Source organism: Pseudomonas versuta, from assembly GCF_001294575.1.
Taxonomy (GTDB): Bacteria; Pseudomonadota; Gammaproteobacteria; order Pseudomonadales; family Pseudomonadaceae; genus Aquipseudomonas; species Aquipseudomonas versuta.
In genome coordinates, this window is the sequence record NZ_CP012676.1 from 4,975,561 (window position 1) to 4,991,216 (window position 15,656).

Annotated in this window: 14 protein-coding genes; 3 read left to right on the top strand and 11 right to left on the bottom strand. The window is 56.1% G+C overall.

Annotation, left to right across the window (positions count from 1 at the left end):
- Positions 1–81: 81 nt before the first annotated feature.
- The 3 genes from rpoD to rpsU all read right to left on the bottom strand — a co-directional run bounded on the left by rpoD (position 82) and on the right by rpsU (position 4,650).
- The gene (gene rpoD, locus AOC04_RS22320; protein ID WP_060696706.1) at positions 82–1,929 is read right to left on the bottom strand and encodes an RNA polymerase sigma factor RpoD; all 1,848 of its coding nucleotides are present in this window, start codon (positions 1,927–1,929) and stop codon (positions 82–84) included.
- A 67-nt stretch (positions 1,930–1,996) separates the two neighbouring features.
- Positions 1,997–3,961, bottom strand: a complete 1,965-nt coding sequence (dnaG, locus tag AOC04_RS22325; RefSeq protein ID WP_060696707.1) for a DNA primase — start codon at positions 3,959–3,961, stop codon at positions 1,997–1,999.
- 473 nt (positions 3,962–4,434) lie between these two features.
- Positions 4,435–4,650, bottom strand: coding sequence for a 30S ribosomal protein S21 (gene rpsU, locus AOC04_RS22330; protein WP_002551877.1), 216 nt, complete (start codon positions 4,648–4,650; stop codon positions 4,435–4,437).
- 198 nt (positions 4,651–4,848) lie between these two features.
- On the opposite strand from rpsU, the gene tsaD reads away from it, so the two are divergent.
- Positions 4,849–5,874: a tRNA (adenosine(37)-N6)-threonylcarbamoyltransferase complex transferase subunit TsaD gene (gene tsaD, locus AOC04_RS22335; RefSeq protein ID WP_060696708.1), complete on the top strand. Its 1,026-nt coding sequence runs from the start codon at positions 4,849–4,851 to the stop codon at positions 5,872–5,874.
- 45 nt (positions 5,875–5,919) lie between these two features.
- On the opposite strand, the gene plsY is transcribed toward tsaD, so the two are convergent.
- Positions 5,920–6,489, bottom strand: coding sequence for a glycerol-3-phosphate 1-O-acyltransferase PlsY (gene plsY, locus AOC04_RS22340; protein WP_060696709.1), 570 nt, complete (start codon positions 6,487–6,489; stop codon positions 5,920–5,922).
- 74 nt (positions 6,490–6,563) lie between these two features.
- On the opposite strand from plsY, the gene folB reads away from it, so the two are divergent.
- Positions 6,564–6,917, top strand: a complete 354-nt coding sequence (gene folB / locus AOC04_RS22345) for a dihydroneopterin aldolase (RefSeq protein ID WP_060696710.1) — start codon at positions 6,564–6,566, stop codon at positions 6,915–6,917.
- The gene (gene folK, locus AOC04_RS22350) at positions 6,908–7,435 is read left to right on the top strand and encodes a 2-amino-4-hydroxy-6-hydroxymethyldihydropteridine diphosphokinase (protein WP_060696711.1); all 528 of its coding nucleotides are present in this window, start codon (positions 6,908–6,910) and stop codon (positions 7,433–7,435) included. Before folB ends, folK begins: the two co-directional genes overlap by 10 nt.
- 97 nt (positions 7,436–7,532) lie before the next feature.
- On the opposite strand, the gene AOC04_RS22355 is transcribed toward folK, so the two are convergent.
- From AOC04_RS22355 to apaG, 7 genes are all read right to left on the bottom strand, one after another.
- Positions 7,533–8,762 (bottom strand): multifunctional CCA addition/repair protein, encoded by a 1,230-nt coding sequence (locus AOC04_RS22355; RefSeq protein ID WP_060696712.1) that lies wholly within the window; start codon positions 8,760–8,762, stop codon positions 7,533–7,535.
- A gap of 61 nt (positions 8,763–8,823) precedes the next feature.
- The gene (locus AOC04_RS22360; protein WP_060696713.1) at positions 8,824–10,386 is read right to left on the bottom strand and encodes a SpoVR family protein; all 1,563 of its coding nucleotides are present in this window, start codon (positions 10,384–10,386) and stop codon (positions 8,824–8,826) included.
- Positions 10,383–11,657 (bottom strand): YeaH/YhbH family protein, encoded by a 1,275-nt coding sequence (locus AOC04_RS22365; RefSeq protein ID WP_060696714.1) that lies wholly within the window; start codon positions 11,655–11,657, stop codon positions 10,383–10,385. The genes AOC04_RS22360 and AOC04_RS22365 overlap by 4 nt, the downstream gene beginning before the upstream one ends.
- A gap of 100 nt (positions 11,658–11,757) precedes the next feature.
- Positions 11,758–13,680 (bottom strand): PrkA family serine protein kinase, encoded by a 1,923-nt coding sequence (locus AOC04_RS22370; protein WP_003444505.1) that lies wholly within the window; start codon positions 13,678–13,680, stop codon positions 11,758–11,760.
- 297 nt (positions 13,681–13,977) lie between these two features.
- Positions 13,978–14,307 carry a thiosulfate sulfurtransferase GlpE gene (gene glpE / locus AOC04_RS22375; RefSeq protein WP_060696715.1) on the bottom strand — a complete coding sequence of 110 codons (330 nt, stop codon included), beginning with the start codon at positions 14,305–14,307 and terminating at the stop codon, positions 13,978–13,980.
- A gap of 32 nt (positions 14,308–14,339) precedes the next feature.
- On the bottom strand, positions 14,340–15,221 hold the full coding sequence (locus AOC04_RS22380) for a symmetrical bis(5'-nucleosyl)-tetraphosphatase (RefSeq protein ID WP_060696716.1): 882 nt from the start codon (positions 15,219–15,221) through the stop codon (positions 14,340–14,342).
- Positions 15,221–15,601, bottom strand: coding sequence for a Co2+/Mg2+ efflux protein ApaG (gene apaG / locus AOC04_RS22385; protein WP_060696717.1), 381 nt, complete (start codon positions 15,599–15,601; stop codon positions 15,221–15,223). The genes AOC04_RS22380 and apaG overlap by 1 nt, the downstream gene beginning before the upstream one ends.
- Positions 15,602–15,656: the final 55 nt, after the last annotated feature.

Consider the following 15,656-nt stretch of genomic DNA (forward strand, 5'->3'; position numbering starts at 1 on the left):
GTTGCGAGTGGTATTGCGCAGGAGTGGGGCAGGGGTTATTGCTATAAAGCAAAACCCCCGGCAGGGCCGGGGGTTTTGGTATCACTCGTCGAGGAAGGAGCGCAGATGCTCGCTTCTCGTCGGGTGGCGTAGCTTGCGCAACGCCTTGGCTTCGATCTGACGAATCCGTTCACGGGTAACGTCGAACTGCTTACCAACCTCCTCAAGGGTGTGGTCGGTATTCATGTCGATACCGAAGCGCATGCGCAGTACTTTGGCTTCACGTGCGGTGAGGCCGGAGAGTACGTCGCGTGTTGCTTCTTTAAGGCTCTCAACGGTGGCTACATCGATTGGCGACTGCATAGTCGAGTCTTCGATGAAGTCGCCCAGATGGGAGTCTTCGTCATCACCGATCGGGGTTTCCATGGAGATCGGCTCTTTAGCGATCTTCAATACCTTGCGGATTTTATCCTCAGGCATTTCCATGCGTTCGCCCAGCTCTTCCGGGGTCGGTTCACGGCCCATTTCCTGCAGCATCTGGCGGGAAATACGGTTGAGCTTGTTGATCGTCTCGATCATGTGCACCGGAATACGGATGGTGCGGGCCTGGTCGGCGATCGAGCGAGTGATCGCCTGACGGATCCACCAGGTGGCATAAGTCGAGAATTTGTAGCCGCGGCGGTATTCAAACTTGTCTACCGCTTTCATCAAGCCGATGTTGCCTTCCTGGATCAAGTCGAGGAACTGCAAGCCACGGTTGGTGTACTTCTTGGCAATGGAGATCACCAGACGCAAGTTGGCTTCAACCATCTCTTTCTTCGCGCGGCGGGCCTTGGCCTCACCGATCGACATGCGACGGTTGATGTCCTTGATCTCGGCAATCTTCAAGCCGGTTTCAGCTTCCAGTGCAGACAGCTTTTGCTGGCAACGGATGATGTCCGGTTGCAGGCGACCAATAGCTTCAGCATATTTGCTTTTGCCTTTGGCCAGCGCGTCGCTCCAGCTTTCATCAACTTCGTTGCCCGGGAACAGGCGCAAGAAGTCGGTGCGCGGCATGCGTGCATCACGTACACACAGCTGCATGATGGCGCGCTCTTGTGCACGCAGACGCTCCAGAGCGCTACGAACACGTTCAACCAGGCCTTCGAATTGCTTCGGGACCAGTTTGATCGGCATGAACAGCTCAGCCAGTGCGACCAGCTCTGCAATTGCTTGCTTGCTGCCGCGACCGTGCTTTTTCAGTGCCTTGCGAGCGATTTCCATCTGATCGGAAACAGCGCCGAAACGCTGAGCCGCGATGATCGGGTCAGGGCCGCTTTCGACCTCTTCCTCTTCCTCGGTGGACTCTTCCTTCTCTTCCTCTTCGTCATCGCCCTCGGCTTTCACCTTTGGGTCGACGGGAGGCGGTACTTCGGCTGCAGGCGGTGCAATGCCGTCGTCCGGGTCGATATAACCGCTCAGAACGTCGGACAGGCGTCCACCTTCGGTGGTGACGCGAGTGTACTCGGAGAGAATATGGTCAACCGTGCCAGGGAAGTGCGCAATTGCGCCCATCACTTCGCGGATGCCTTCTTCGATACGCTTGGCGATTTCGATTTCGCCTTCACGTGTCAGCAGTTCTACCGTGCCCATTTCACGCATATACATGCGTACTGGGTCGGTAGTACGACCAATGTCGGTCTCTACTGCTGCCAACGCTGCAGCTGCTTCTTCAGCAGCTGCTTCGTCGGTGTCAGCATCGGCCAACATAAGGGCGTCCGCATCCGGAGCACTCTCGTGTACGGGGATCCCCATGTCATTAATCATGCGGATGATGTCTTCCACTTGCTCCGGATCTGAAATATCTTCGGGCAGGTGGTCGTTGACCTCTGCGTAAGTCAGATACTTCTGCTCACGGCCGAGGGTGATCAACTCTTTGATACGAGACTGCTGTTGCGCTTTTCCGGACATAACACCCTATCCACTGAAGGTCTTGGCGGGCAAAAAACAAGCCGAGGATTATACCTTAGCTATGACCTCACGCGCCAGTTGAGGTCGGGTTTGATGCGGAATTATTGCGACTTAGAAGGTCGCGTAACTGATTTTTCTCCTCGGTACTGAGCTCGCCTTGACGTGCTTTTCGAAGAAGTTGCTCCAGATTTCGCTCGCGTTGGCGAGCTGACAGGCTAGTTATAGTGTCGAAAAACTGTTGTTCAAGGTTGTCGGCATCAATTAACCATTCCTTTTCCAGCAATCTTTGCAATAAACGACCCTGTTCAGTCCCGTGCCAGCGGGATAACAACTGAATAGAGCTTAGCTTAGGATTTTTCTGTACGGCCTCAACCAGAGCGATCAGCAGTTGGTTATTAGTCTGGTCTTCTGCAGCGAAGTGCCCGGCGTCTTCAACTTTTGCAGCCAGTTGAGGGTGGTGCAGCAAGGTGCGCAGTGCGGCCAGGGTTGGCGGCTCTACTGCTGCGGGTATGCGCGGGCCGCGCGGCGGGTCGTTGTCACCGCCTCGCCTGGTTTTTTTGTCCCAAGGCTTGCTTTCCCACTTCTTGCCGCCAGCGCCAGGCTTTTTCGGAGTCCACTCCTGTTGGGGGAGGTAGGTGTCCGGTTGCTGGAAGTCGCTATAGTCAGGCATTCCATCGTAATCAATGCTCGGGTCGTAAGCAGGTTGCGCCTGTGTTTTAGCGGGTGCGTTCTGTGCCAGTTGGCTGACTGTTTCGCTGGTGAGGCCGGTTATCTCGCTCAGTCGTTGACGCATCAAGGTCCGCAGGTTGGCGCCCGGGACTTTGTCGATCAGCGGTGCTGCAAGGGTGGCCATATGGGCCTTGCCTTCAAGCGATCGCGGGTCGGACTCTTCCGTCAATTGCTGGAAGAAGTAATCGGCCAGCGGTTGTGCGTGCTGGTTGATGCGGGCCTTGAAGGCGTCGGTGCCTTCTGAGCGCACCAGGGTATCCGGGTCTTCGCCTTCGGGAAGGAACAGGAAGCGCGCGCGACGTCCATCCTGCAGGCAGGGCAGTGTTGCCTCCAGTGCGCGCCAGGCGGCATTGCGGCCTGCCTGGTCGCCGTCAAAGCAGAACAGAACGCTGGGCACCACGCGGAACAGGCGCTTCATGTGTTCTTCACTGGTTGCCGTGCCGAGGGTGGCTACGGCATTGCGCAGGCCTTGCTGGGCTAGGGCGATGACATCCATATAACCTTCGACCACGATGATTTCGTCGAGGCTGCGGTTGAACTTGCGTGCTTCGAACAGCCCGTACAGTTCCTGGCCCTTATGAAAGACCGGGGTTTCGGGGGAGTTCAGATACTTTGGTTTATCGTCGCCCAGCACGCGGCCGCCGAAAGCGATTATGCGGCCCCGGCTGTCTCGGATCGGAAACATGACACGATCACGAAAGCGGTCATAGCGCTTGCCGGTTTCGGCATTTTCGACCAGCAGGCCGGCGTCGATCATGGCCTTTTGTTGCAGCGTGTCGCTGCTCAGGTGCTTGTACAGGTTGTCCCAGCCCGGCGGGGCGAAACCGAGGCCGAAGTCGCGGGCTATTTCGCCGGTCAGGCCTCGTCCCTTCAAGTAGTCCACGGCTGCTTTGCGTGCAGGATGGCCTTTTAGGGCTTGACGATAAAAGTCGGCAGCGGCTGTCAGTAGCGGGTAAAGCGGGGAGTCGGTCGGCTGCCTTGGTTTGTGTGGGCGGCCGCTTTCTTCCCGGGGTATTTCCATGCCGGCGGCTTTGGCCAGTTCTTCTACAGCCTGGGGGAAGTCCAGGTTGTCGTGGTCCATGATAAAGCCGAGGGCATTGCCGCCTGCGCCGCACCCGAAACAGTAATAGAACTGTTTATCAGGGCTGACGCTGAAGGATGGGGTTTTTTCTTTATGGAAGGGGCAGCAGGCGGTGTAGTTTTTGCCGGCTTTCTTCATTTGCACGCGCGAGCTGACGACATCGACGATATCGGTGCGGTTCAGAAGGTCGTCAATAAAGCTCTGGGGGATTAACCCGGCCATGGCGTTCTCGTCATCTCAGCGCAGAAATTAACCCGCATGAAGGCTTGGTCATCTGGGCGTGCAGGCAAGTGCTCTGCAAGATCGGGGACGTCTGCTTGATCATGTTGGGGGAGTGTATCTGTCGAAACATCACTGATTCATTATTAATCAGGGTGAAAAGCTTCGAAAGGTGTCGCGCTCTGAGTCCGGCATTGACCAATGGCTGGTCTCGGATAGCTCATAAGCAGGCACTGGAGAGGTGCCTTGGGCTGATCGTCTTTAGGAAAATCAGAGGGGTGTGCTCGTCGGTAGCCTTGGAAGGCTCGTCAGTAAAGACGTGCACCGCTGGCTATTAGGCCAGGTCTGACGTGATGTAGCGTTTTGTCGCGGTCGCATCTGCGGCCTTGACAATAAAGCATGTAACTAAAGCTGCAACTGCCTACGGCCCGGCTTTAGGCCGGGCTTGGCAGAAGCGTGCTTCGAACGTCTGTGTATTAGTACAGACGAACGGCGCGGCGCTGCTCGCGCTGAACTTTCTTCGCGTGACGCTTAACAGCAGCTGCTGCTTTACGCTTACGCTCAGAAGTCGGCTTCTCGTAAAATTCGCGGCTGCGAACTTCAGCCAGAACACCGGCTTTTTCGCAGGAGCGCTTGAAACGACGCAGAGCTACGTCGAAGGGTTCGTTCTCTTTTACTTTGACGGCTGGCATCCAGAGCTACCTTCATTCATTACCGGGGTCAACGTCTCAAGGCAAAATCGCGTTGGAAGACGTCGGTTTTTAAGGGTTGCGGATGTTAACCCCTCATCGCCCGGAATGCAAAGCCTCTGATCGAAAACCGCTGGCCGGGGGCGGGAGTGGCGACTATTATGCGCGCCTTCGAATTTAGCCTCTACAAGGCGTAAACCCATGCTAGTACTGGGATTAGAAACCTCCTGCGACGAGACCGGCGTCGCGCTTTACGACAGTGAACGCGGGCTTTTGGCCGACGCACTGTTCAGTCAGATCGACTTGCACCGCGCTTATGGCGGTGTAGTTCCGGAGCTGGCTTCAAGGGATCACGTCAAACGCATGCTGCCCTTGATTCGTCAGGTGCTGGCTGAGGCTGATTGTGTGCCTACAGAGATTGATGCCATCGCCTACACGGCGGGGCCTGGATTGGTCGGAGCCCTTCTGGTTGGGGCTTCGTGCGCTCAGGCGCTGGCTTTTGCCTGGGGCATTCCGGCCTTGGGTGTGCACCACATGGAGGGCCATTTGTTGGCTCCGATGCTGGAAGAGCAGCCTCCGGAGTTTCCGTTCGTCGCTTTGTTGGTGTCGGGCGGGCATACGCAGTTGGTGCGTGTGGATGGAATCGGTCAATACGCGTTGTTGGGCGAGACTCTGGACGATGCTGCCGGAGAGGCGTTCGACAAGACAGCCAAGATGATGGGACTCAACTATCCGGGTGGTCCTGAGATCGCGCGATTGGCCGCTCAGGGCGTTGCTGGCCGGTTTGTGTTCCCAAGGCCAATGACTGACCGTCCGGGGCTGCAGTTCAGCTTCAGCGGCCTTAAAACCTTTGCCTTGAATACATGGCAGCGCTGCGTGGCAGCGGGTGACGATACGGAGCAAACCCGTTGCGATATCTCTCTGGCGTTCCAGCAGGCTGTGGTCGAGACGTTGACCATCAAGTGCAAGCGCGCTTTGAAGCACGCAGGCATGAAGCGCCTGGTGATTGCGGGTGGGGTTAGTGCCAATAAAGCGCTGCGCGTTTCACTTGAGAAAATGCTGGGCGAGATGAATGGCAATGTGTACTACGCCCGGCCGGAGTTTTGCACGGATAACGGCGCGATGATCGCATTTGCCGGTTGTCAGCGGTTGCAGGCAGGTCAGCACGAAAGCTTGGCGATCAGTGTGCAGGCACGTTGGCCAATGGAGCAGCTAAAGCCGTTGTGAGTGCGGGGGTGAGGTGGTTGCTTGAGCGTTTTTCATGTGCGCTATTCAGAAATGCCGTTCGCGCCCGGCCATGAGGTCGCGTAAATTGCTGCGATGGCGCCACACAATGAGTCCAGTCAAGGCGCTCATTGGCAGTAAGGCGGCAGGTTCTTGCCAGGCCAGCAATGGCAGGGTCAGAGGCGCGGCAATCAGCGCTGCCAGTGAGCTGGTGCGGCTTAGCTGGAAGGTCAGCAGCCAGGCGACAATCGCTAGCAGTGCGGCAGGCGGATAGAGTCCCACCAGCATGCCTGCGGCAGTGGCGACACCTTTGCCGCCGCGAAAACGGAAGTACAGCGGATACATGTGCCCGATGACGGCGCAGACGCCTATCCAGGCCTGTTGCTGGAGCGGGAGGCCGAACTGGTTGGCCAAAAGTACAGGCAGCAAACCTTTGCACAGGTCGCCGAGCAGGGTCAGGACCGCCAGCTTTTTGCCGGCAAGGCGCAACATGTTGGTCGCGCCGGCATTGCCCGAGCCACTCATTCGCGGATCGGGATTTCCCGTCAGGCGGCTGAGCAAAATGGCGAAGGACAGAGAGCCAAGCAGGTAGGCGAGGATCGCCAGTAACCAAAACATGCTAACTATTCCGGGCGAGGACGCCCTGATTCTAACGGCGCATTGCGCCCTTGTCGTGCTGCGGAGAAGAGTGCTTGGACAGAGTGTTTATCGAAGGCCTGGAAGTTGACACCGTGATTGGTGCTTATGACTGGGAGCGTGGCATCCGCCAGTGCTTGCGGCTTGACCTGAGTTTTGCCTGGGATAACCGCCCGGCTGCAGCGGGTGATGACCTGACGCTGGCCCTGGATTACGCCAGTGTCTCATCGCGAATTCAGGCATTTGCCGAGGCGGCTCAATTCCAGTTGGTGGAGACCTTTGCAGAGCGTTTGGCCGAAGTGCTGATGAGTGAATTCAACATTCCGTGGTTGCACTTGAAGCTGACCAAGCCCGGGGCCGTTTCGGCGGCCACCGGTGTTGGTGTGGAGATTGAGCGCGGATGTCGCTAACTCGGGTTTTCCTTGGGCTGGGCAGTAATGTCGAGCGTGAAAAGCACTTATGCGCGGGGCTTGATGCGCTTGCCGGCTTTTTGCAGGGCATGAATTGTTCTGCGGTGTTTGAAAGCCAGCCGGTGGGCATCAAGAGCGGGCCCTTTTTCAACCTGGTAGTGTCAGCAAAGACTGATTTGCCATTGGCTGAATTAAGTCGACGTTTGAAGCTTATTGAAGCGGATAACGGGCGTTATGCCCTGGATCGCAAGGGTTTGCCTTTGGACATCGACGTGTTGTTTTACGGTGATCTGGAGGGCAACTTTGACGGTTTAATTTTGCCTCGCGCAGAAATTCTCAAAAATGCTTTTGTTTTATGGCCTTTATCGTTGATAGCGCCAGACAAGGTGCATTCGGGTGTGGGCAAGACTTTGGCTCAGATTTGGGAAGAAGCACAGATCGATCAGGTTCTGGCGCCTGCAGCATTTGAATGGCGGGGGGAGCAGTTGACCCCGGCCGGGATGCTTTTGCCTTTGTAGTGGCTGCTGCAGGCTGCGATGGGTTGCCTGGTGGCCCTGCGGTGAAGGTCCTTCGGTCCTTATCGCAGCCTGCGGCAGCGACTACAAGAGTTGTGTATCAGGCTTTGGCTGCTTCTTTGTAGGCTTGCAGCGCCTTTAGTCGCTCGTGCTTCAGCGCTTCTCCAAGTTCAGGGCCTTTAAACCCTTGTTCAAGTAATGGCTGGACGGCCACGGCCTGTGCCGCCTTGGCTGCTGCGCGCAAATAATCGGCCTGAGGGTACGGGCGATTCTCCAGTCCCAGGCGCCCCTTGGCATCCATCTCGCACGCCACGACAAACTCCTCAAAGCGCTGCGGTCGGCGATACACGTCAAAGCGCTGCAACAATTCCAGTAGCGTCGAGGCTTTTAGCTCCAGGGCGCGATGACCGTGGGTGTGATATTCGCCTACAAGGAGTGCCAGTTCCTGACAGTCGCGGGGTACTTTGTACCGCTCATTGACTGCTTTGATCAGGCGAAGGCCTTTGTGTTCGTGGGCAATGTGGCGTGGCCAGTCCTTTTCAGGTGTAAGCCCTTTTCCCAAGTCATGTAGAAGACATGCCCAGCGCACGGTCAATGGTTGATTGTGCAGGGCGGCCTGCTCCAGCACGCTCAAGGTGTGTACGCCGCTGTCGATCTCCGGATGATGCGCGGGAGGTTGCGGCACACCGAACAGAGCGTTGACCTCAGGTAGCAGCACTTCCAGAGCGTCACAGCTGCGCAGTATTTCTATGAATAACTGTGGTTGATCTTCCATCAGGGCGCGGGAAATTTCTTTCCAGCAGCGCTCCGGGGTCAGGGCTTGCAGCTCGCCTGAGCGAGACAGTTGGCGCATCAGCTCCAGTGTTTCGGGAGCGACGGTGAAACCGAGCCCTGCATAGCGCGCGGCGAACCGGGCCACTCGCAGTACTCGGAGTGGATCTTCGGCGAAAGCGGGCGAAACATGGCGTAAAATCCGTGCTTCAAGATCGCGCTGGCCATGGAAAGGATCGGTCAAATTACCTGCGTCATCTTCAGCCATCGCATTGATGGTCAGATCGCGTCGAATGAGATCCTGCTCAAGGGTAATGTCGGGGCTTGCATGAAAAATGAAGCCGCCATAGCCCCGACCGCTTTTGCGTTCTGTACGGGCCAGTGCATATTCCTCTCCGGTTTTGGGATGAAGAAATACAGGGAAGTCCGAGCCCACCGGGCGAAACCCTTTGGCGAGCATTTGTTCGACTGTTGCGCCGACCACCACCCAGTCTATATCTGTGACGGGCCTGCCCAGCAGGCGGTCCCTTACGGCGCCGCCAACTTTATAAATCTGCATAAAAAACCTCCGTTAGCACGACAGGATAACGCTTGCGCCGTGATAACGGAGGCTCCTGTGTTTACAGGTGAATGGCGCTCATGTCCAAACGTCCGTAGTCGGTGTCGGAGTGCTCGCCTTTTGGGGGGACGTGGTGGACCTTCATGATCTGGTCGCCTTGTAGCGTTTCAAGATGAATATCAAAACCCCACAGACGATGCAGGTGTTTGAGCACTTCGTCGGTTGAGTCGCCCAAGGGTTTGCGGTCATGTTGCTGGTGGCGCAGGGTCAGCGAGCGATCACCACGGCGATCGATGCTCCAGATTTGTACGTTGGGTTCACGATTGCCCAGGTTGTACTGGGCCGCAAGGGTTTCGCGAATGGTGCGGTAGCCATTCTCGTCATGAATGGCAGGTACCAGCAGGTCATCCTTTTGGTCATCGTCCATGATGCTGAACAGTTTCAGGTCGCGGATGACCTTGGGTGACAGGTATTGCAGGATAAAACTTTCGTCCTTGAAGCTGCTCATGGCGAATTTGATGCTCGACAACCAGTCGCTACCAGCCATGTCCGGGAACCAGTGGCGGTCTTCTTCAGTGGGATGCTCGCAAATACGCCGGATATCGCAATACATCGCAAAGCCCAGCGCGTAGGGGTTGATCCCGCTGTAGTGAGGGCTGTCAAAGCCAGGCTGGAACACAACGCTGGTATGGGATATGAGGAACTCCATCATGAAGCCCTCAGTCACCAGGCCTTCATCGTAGAGGTCATTCATCAAGGTGTAGTGCCAGAAAGTTGCCCAGCCCTCGTTCATTACCTGGGTTTGCCGTTGTGGGTAAAAGTACTGGGCAATCTTGCGTACGATGCGCACGACTTCGCGCTGCCAGGGTTCGAGTAAAGGAGCATGTTTTTCGATGAAGTACAGGATGTTTTCCTGAGGTTCGTCGGGGAAGCGTGCATTGTCCTTCTCGCTTGATTTGTCTGCACCTTTGGGAATGGTGCGCCACAGATCATTGATCTGTTTTTGCAGGTGTTCTTCACGATCCTTTTGCCGGCGGCGTTCTTCTTCGGCTGAAATAGGGTAAGGCCGTTTGTAACGATCGACACCGTAGTTCATTAGGGCATGGCAGGAGTCGAGCAGGTCTTCGACCGCATCGATACCGTGGCGCTCTTCGCACTGCATGATGTACTGCTTGGCGAACACGAGGTAGTCGATAATCGAACTGGCATCTGTCCAGGTGCGAAACAGGTAATTGCCTTTGAAGAAGCTGTTATGCCCATAGCAGGCATGGGCCACCACCAGTGCTTGCATGCAGATGGTGTTTTCTTCCATCAGGTAGGCGATGCAAGGGTCGGAGTTGATCACTATCTCGTAGGCAAGCCCCATCTGGCCGCGGCTGTACGACTTTTCGGTGCTCAGGAAGTGTTTGCCGTAGGACCAATGGTGGTATCCCAGTGGCATGCCCACAGACGCGTAGGCATCCATCATCTGCTCGGCAGTGATCACCTCTATCTGGTTGGGGTAGGTATCCAGGGCGTAACGTTCTGCCAGGCGGCCGATTTCACGGTCATAAGCCTGGATCAGTTCGAAGGTCCACTCTGAGCCGGTAGAGATGGGTTGGCGCTTAGTCTCTTTGGCGGTCATGTCACTAACCTGCGCTGGAAGAGTTCACGGAAGACCGGATAGATATCGCCGGCCGAGACCAGTTGCTGCTGGGCGAAGGTATCTGAAAAAGATTCGCTGATACGCTCGTATTCGTACCAGAGTGCCTGATGTTCGCGCGGGGTTATTTCCACGTAAGTGTAGTACTGCACGAATGGCATGATCTGATTGATCAGAATATCGCGGCAGATGGGTGAGTCGTCGTTCCAGTTATCCCCGTCCGAAGCCTGTGCTGCGTAGATATTCCACTCGTTAGTGGGGTAGCGCTCAGCCATGATCTCCTGCATCAGCTTAAGAGCGCTGGAGACGATGGTGCCGCCGGTTTCCCTGGAATAGAAAAACTCTTCTTCATCAACTTCCCGTGCACTGGTGTGATGGCGAATAAACACCACATCAATCTTGTCGTAGTTCCGTTTCAGGAACAGGTAGAGCAGGATGAAAAAGCGCTTGGCAATATCCTTGGTGGCCTGCGTCATGGAGCCTGAAACGTCCATCAGGCAGAACATTACGGCTTTTGAGCTAGGGTTGGGTTGCTTGACCAGCAGGTTGTACTTGAGGTCGAAGGTGTCTAGGAACGGCACACGGTGGATGCGTGCGCTGAGCTTCTCGATTTCAGTCTCGATTTCTTTGATATCGCCGAAGTTGTCGGGTTCTTCGCGCTTTAGCCGTTCAAGTTCAGCTTTGGCTTCCTTGAGTTTTTTCCGGCTGCTACCGGACAAGGCAATACGCCGTGCGTGAGCCGAGCGCAGGGTGCGGATGATGTTGATACGAGACGGGTTGCCTTCGTTGCTGATACCCGCACGTACCGTTTTAAAGGTATCGGTTCCCGTGAGATTGCGTTTGACCAGGTTGGGCAGCTCAAGGTCTTCGAACATGAATTCGAGAAACTCTTCCTGGGTAATTTGAAACACGAACTCGTCCATGCCCTCGCCGGAATTGCCCGCCTTGCCAGGGCCGCCCCCGCCACCCGCGCCACCTTGCGGGCGTTGAATGTGTTCGCCGCTGGTGAATTCCTTGTTGCCGGGGTGAACTACCGTTTGCTTGCCACCACGCCCGTGGTGCAGCACCGGCTCATCGATATCCCGGCCTGGAATACTGATTTGCTCGCCATGTTCCATATCGGTAATGGAGCGGCGGCCCACGGCCTCTTCTACGGCCTTTTTGATGTGGTCACGGTAACGCCGCAGGAAACGCTGACGGTTTACCGTGCTCTTGTTCTTGCCATTGAGGCGTCGGTCGATCACATAGCTCATTAGGCCCTCCGGGCAGCTTCAAGTTGTGAGCTGCAAGCTGCAAGTCCAAGCAACGCGCGTGCTTTTCCTTGCAGCTTGAGGCTTGAGGCTTACAGCTGCCTCACTGCGATTTTCTGACCCGCAGGTACCACTCGGAGAGCAGCCGTACTTGTTTGTCGGTGTAGCCACGTTCGACCATTCGAGTAACGAAGTCGTTGTGCTTTTGTTGATCCTCTTTGCTTGCCTTGGCGTTGAAGCTGATGACCGGGAGGAGGTCTTCGGTGTTGGAGAACATTTTTTTCTCGATAACCACTCGCAGTTTTTCGTAGCTGAGCCAGGTCGGGTTTTTGCCGTTGTTGTTGGCTCGGGCCCGCAGCACGAAGTTGACGATTTCGTTACGGAAATCTTTCGGATTGCTGATGCCTGCCGGTTTTTCGATTTTCTCGAGCTCTTCGTTGAGGGCCACACGATTGAGAATTTCGCCGGTCTCCGGATCGCGGTACTCCTGATCCTGAATCCAGAAGTCCGCGTAGAGCACATAGCGGTCGAAGATGTTTTGCCCGTACTCGCTGTAGGACTCCAGGTAAGCAGTCTGAATTTCCTTGCCGATGAACTCGATGTAGCGCGGTGCCAGGTACTCTTTGAGGAAGCGCAGATAGCGTTCGCGTGTTTCCGCCTGGAACTGCTCTTGTTCGATCTGTTGTTCCAGTACGTAGAGCAGATGTACCGGGTTGGCTGCAATCTCGTGCGGGTCGAAGTTGAATACTTTGGACAGTATCTTGAAGGCGAAACGGGTCGACAGACCGTTCATGCCTTCGTCTACGCCAGCGCTGTCACGGTACTCCTGGATTGATTTGGCTTTTGGGTCGGTGTCTTTAAGGTTTTCGCCGTCGTAGACCCGCATTTTTGAGTAAATGTTGGAGTTTTCCGGCTCTTTAAGGCGCGACAGTACAGTGAACTGCGCGAGCATTTTCAGTGTGTCGGGCGCGCAATGGGCTTTGGCCAGCGAGCTGTTGAACAGCAATTTGTCGTAGATCTTCACTTCGTCACTGACGCGCAGGCAATACGGTACTTTGACGATGTAGATCCGGTCGATGAACGCTTCGTTGTTCTTGTTGTTACGGAAGGTGTGCCATTCCGATTCGTTGGAGTGAGCCAGCAGGATGCCGGTAAACGGGATCGCACCCAGACCTTCGGTACTGTTGTAGTTGCCCTCTTGAGTGGCAGTCAGCAGGGGGTGGAGAACCTTGATCGGGGCCTTGAACATCTCCACGAACTCCATCAGGCCCTGGTTGGCCCGGCACAGCGCCCCTGAGTAGCTATAGGCGTCGGCGTCGTTCTGTGGGTATTCCTCGAGTTTGCGGATGTCGACCTTGCCCACCAGCGCCGAAATGTCCTGGTTGTTTTCATCTCCTGGCTCGGTTTTGGCCACGGCGATCTGATTGAGAATCGATGGGTAGAGTTTCACCACGCGGAACTGGCTGATGTCGCCCCCGAATTCGGCCAGGCGTTTGGTCGCCCACGGCGACATGATGGTGCTCAGGTATCGTTTGGGGATACCGAAGTCTTCCTCGAGAATGGCGCCGTCCTCGGTGGCATTGAACAGCCCCAGTGGCGACTCAAAGACCGGTGACCCTTTGATTGCGTAAAAGGGGACTTTCTCGATCAGTTGCTTCAGTTTTTCAGCCAGCGATGATTTACCGCCGCCCACCGGGCCCAGCAGATAGAGGATTTGTTTCTTTTCTTCCAGACCCTGCGCAGCATGGCGGAAGTAGGAAACGATCTGGTCAATGCATTCTTCCATTCCGTGGAAGTCTTCAAAGGCCGGATAGCGGCGAATCACTTTGTTGGAGAAGATTCGCGACAGGCGAGAGTTATTGGAGGTGTCCAGCAGTTCCGGTTCACCAATGGCCAGCAGCAGCCTTTCAGCAGCAGAGGCGTAAGCGCTTTTGTCTTGTTTGCACAGTTCAAGATATTCCTGAAGTGTCAGTTCTTCTTGGCGTGTGGATTCAAAGCGTTGTTGGAAGTGGCTAAAAATACTCATGACGTCACCTCGCTCGATACGTGGAGCCGGCGATAGATCGGTCAGTTCGAGTGCTGGCATGCAGCAGCATTTCAGCCGCCGTGTACCCCCCAGGACACCATCAAGGTAGTTAACTCCTTGAACTTACTACTGATAATCCATACACCGGTGTACCGGCTCTCCCCAGATTCGGATGGCCTGATCTAAAGGATAGTTGGTAATCAGAGAGGTCAAGGCGAGATGCGAGATTTGTTACGTCGACCGTTGGTCAGGCAGGGCGCCAACCCGCGGATCACGCGGGCTGGCGTCTATAAAAAATTATTCGGCGTCGTGCCGGGAGGTTACTTGCGGATAAGTTGCACGCCACAGCTCGAAGCCGCCATCAAGGCTGTAAACCTCGCTGAAGCCCTGGCTCACCAGATAAGCCGCAGCGCTCTGGCTGGAGTTGCCGTGGTAGCAAGCAACGATCAGGGGCGCATCCAGATCGGCGTTGGCGATGAAGTCATGCAGCGAATGGTTATCCAGGTGTTTCGCACCGCTGATATGGCTGGCAGCGAACGCCTGCGGGTCGCGTACATCGACTACCACGGCGCCTTGTTCGCGTAGAGCCTGTGCTTGCTCGGGCGGGATACGTTTGAATTCGGTCATGGAGGATTCCTGTGGCCTGACTGCGGGCGCGGCTAGACGGCGCCCAAGGGTGGGGAAGGTTGTTCGGGGAGCGGAGTGGCTGAGTGGGCAGCAAGGCCAAGGTCGTCACAATCACAGCTAAGGCGCTGGCCAGAGTCGACATTGAGCAGAGTCATGGCTCCTCCCCAGACACAGCCTGTATCGAGAGCGAAAATGCCGGGCTCCTTGCAGTTGCCTTCAAGTGCTGCCCAATGACCGAATATTATCTTCAGGCCTTGGGTCTTGCGCTCTTTATAGCTGAACCAGGGGGCGTAGCCGGGTGGTGCGCTGCCGACCCCTTCTTTGCTTTTGAGGTCGAGTTTGCCGTCTCGGGTACAAAAGCGCATACGCGTGAAATAGTTGGTAATTACCCGCAAGCGGGCAACGCCAGTGAGTTCGTTGTCCCACTTGGCCGGTTCGTTGCCGTACATGCCATCCAGAAAAGGGCCCAGCAGGTTGTCGTCACGCAACGCGTGTTCGACTTCGCTAGCGCACTTGAGGGCTTTTTTCAGGCTCCACTGCGGTGGTATTCCTGCGTGCACGAGGGCTACGTTGCGTTCCGCATCGTGGTGCAGCAAAGGCTGCCGGCGCAGCCATGACAGCAGTTCGTCGCAATCGGGCGCTTGCAGGATTTCGCGCAGCGTATCGCCTTTTTTCAGGCGCTCGATGTTGTGAGCGGCGGCCAGCAGGTGCAGGTCGTGGTTGCCCAATACGCACACCAGCGACTCGCGTATGCGATATAGAAAGCGCAAGGTCTCCAGCGATTCCGGGCCGCGGTTAACCAGATCGCCCACCAGCCACAGTTTGTCTTTGGCGGGGTCGAAGGCTACGCGCTCCAGCAGGCATTTGAGTGGCTGGAGGCAGCCTTGCAGATCGCCCACGGCATACACGGACATCAGTGCAGGGCTCCGGGCACGGCAAGACGGAAGGGGGCAATGATGGCTTTGAACTCGTGACCATCTTCGGCGTGCATCAGGTAGCTGCCCTGCATGGTGCCTACTTTGGTGGTAATCACCGAGCCGCTGCTATAGACGTGCTGTCCGCCCGGCTCGATCAATGGCTGCAGACCTACGACACCAGCGCCACGGACTTCTTCGACATGACCGTCGCCATCGGTGATCACCCAATGCCGGGACAATAGCTTCGCGGCTATCGACCCCTTATTGTGCACCGTAATGGTGTATGCAAAGGCGAAACGCTGAAGTTCGGGTTGTGATTGTTCTGGCAGGTAACGGGTGACGACGCTGACGTCGACCAGATAGCGGGGATCGGGCATGCGAGAGGCCTTACTTGAAAGCGTAGACACAGTTCGGGATAAAACTGATGCCTGA

What these genes read in the sequence shown, in the direction of transcription:
- dnaG (WP_060696707.1), bottom strand. Translation starts at nt 3,961, where the DNA reads ATGGCCGGGTTAATCCCCCAGAGCTTTATTGACGACCTTCTGAACCGC.
- apaG (WP_060696717.1), bottom strand. Translation starts at nt 15,601, where the DNA reads ATGCCCGATCCCCGCTATCTGGTCGACGTCAGCGTCGTCACCCGTTAC.
- rpoD (WP_060696706.1), bottom strand. Translation starts at nt 1,929, where the DNA reads ATGTCCGGAAAAGCGCAACAGCAGTCTCGTATCAAAGAGTTGATCACC.
- glpE (WP_060696715.1), bottom strand. Translation starts at nt 14,307, where the DNA reads ATGACCGAATTCAAACGTATCCCGCCCGAGCAAGCACAGGCTCTACGC.
- AOC04_RS22370 (WP_003444505.1), bottom strand. Translation starts at nt 13,680, where the DNA reads ATGAGTATTTTTAGCCACTTCCAACAACGCTTTGAATCCACACGCCAA.
- folK (WP_060696711.1), top strand. Translation starts at nt 6,908, where the DNA reads ATGTCGCTAACTCGGGTTTTCCTTGGGCTGGGCAGTAATGTCGAGCGT.
- AOC04_RS22380 (WP_060696716.1), bottom strand. Translation starts at nt 15,221, where the DNA reads ATGTCCGTGTATGCCGTGGGCGATCTGCAAGGCTGCCTCCAGCCACTC.
- plsY (WP_060696709.1), bottom strand. Translation starts at nt 6,489, where the DNA reads ATGTTTTGGTTACTGGCGATCCTCGCCTACCTGCTTGGCTCTCTGTCC.
- rpsU (WP_002551877.1), bottom strand. Translation starts at nt 4,650, where the DNA reads ATGCCAGCCGTCAAAGTAAAAGAGAACGAACCCTTCGACGTAGCTCTG.
- tsaD (WP_060696708.1), top strand. Translation starts at nt 4,849, where the DNA reads ATGCTAGTACTGGGATTAGAAACCTCCTGCGACGAGACCGGCGTCGCG.
- AOC04_RS22360 (WP_060696713.1), bottom strand. Translation starts at nt 10,386, where the DNA reads ATGACCGCCAAAGAGACTAAGCGCCAACCCATCTCTACCGGCTCAGAG.
- AOC04_RS22355 (WP_060696712.1), bottom strand. Translation starts at nt 8,762, where the DNA reads ATGCAGATTTATAAAGTTGGCGGCGCCGTAAGGGACCGCCTGCTGGGC.
- AOC04_RS22365 (WP_060696714.1), bottom strand. Translation starts at nt 11,657, where the DNA reads ATGAGCTATGTGATCGACCGACGCCTCAATGGCAAGAACAAGAGCACG.